A 1,340-nucleotide genomic window follows, 5' to 3' on the forward strand; every position below is an offset into this window, starting at 1 on the left:
GGCACATTGTTGTAAGCTGACTATATGTCAGCTTCTGTGTTGGGGCCCCTGTCTTCGACTGGCACTGCTCCCTCAGGAGTCTCGCCATTAATACTACGTATTAACATGTAATTTTACTTTGAAATACATTAAAGCCCAAATTAATCAAAAGCTTTCTGAACCAGAAACGAAAAAAATCTATAGTCATAGAAAAATTTATGTAGAGCCTGTTTTTGGATTTATGAAGGTTATTTTGGGTTTCACTCGAATGTCAGTTCGAGGAATAAATAAAGTTAAACGAGAGCTAGGTTTTGTATTAATGGCACTTAATATAAGGAAAATAGCAGCTCAACGAGCTGTACATTATAAAATACATATCAAAAAAGCTAATTTCCATCAAATAATTAATAGAAATCAGCTTTTTTACATTGCCTAAGAACTTAATGTCCCAGCCTATTCGTTTGAATTATTTAATTTTTTACTTTGAAAGGAATGTTTAAAAAACTACTTCATCTGTCCGATTTAATATTGAATAAAAAAACACGCATCCTACGACACGTGTAAAAATGATTATTCTTTTGAGTCCATTCGACTCCAACCTTTTTTAGTTAAAGTGATTTTACCTGTTTCTATATTAATAATCTTCTGTTTATATAAGTGACCGATTGCACGTTTGAATGAACCTTTACTCATATTGAATACTTCTTTAATCGCTTCAGGGCTTGATTTGTCCCAGAATGGTAATTCACCATCATATTCAACTAGTAAATCAAAGATGACTTGGCCGTCATCGTCTAAACGTTCATGTGCAAGTGGTAAAAATGAACCATTTAACTCACCTTTATCATTATGCCCGATAATTCTAACTTGAACAGATTCACCTAATCTTGGTTCAGCTTTACGTTCTGATTCATGTACGAAAATTTTGTAACCTGATTCGCTTAATAAAAAGCTACCAATTCGTAATACGCGGTAAGGTTTGGCTTCAATGACTTCGTTTTTTAAATTATCGTCGTGTACAGGTGTAAACATATTTTCTACAACAGATTCACTCGCTAATCTTCCATACATATGATTCTCACGGTCAATTCGTAATGTGACTAGCAAATGATCACCAGGTTGTGGCCATAGTGATTTCACTTTTGGTAAATCTTCCCATGGTACTAACACTTCACGGGGTAATCCAACATCTATACGTGCCCCATCGCGATCCGTTTTAAGTACTTTAGCAAAGTCATATTTATCTTTCGTAATATCAGGCATATTTTGAGTTGCAAATAATTCACCTGAACGGTTTGGATAAATGAAGAAACTATATTCTTCACCTACTTCTAATTCATCATCATCGTTCATTTCTGATT

The 1,340-nt window shown here is 34.1% G+C and carries 1 protein-coding gene and 1 pseudogene; one reads left to right on the top strand and one right to left on the bottom strand.

The window, feature by feature from the left end:
- Window positions 1-124 precede the first annotated feature (124 nt).
- Window positions 125-415: pseudogene (locus IDG60_RS14325) on the top strand (transposase); the annotation flags it as partial.
- 134 nt (window positions 416-549) lie between these two features.
- Here the strand turns inward: IDG60_RS14325 and cvfB are convergent.
- A partial coding sequence (gene cvfB, locus IDG60_RS14330; protein WP_206160832.1) for an RNA-binding virulence regulatory protein CvfB occupies window positions 550-1,340 on the bottom strand: 791 nt, incomplete at its 5' end.

Source organism: Staphylococcus sp. EG-SA-2 (assembly GCF_017152085.1).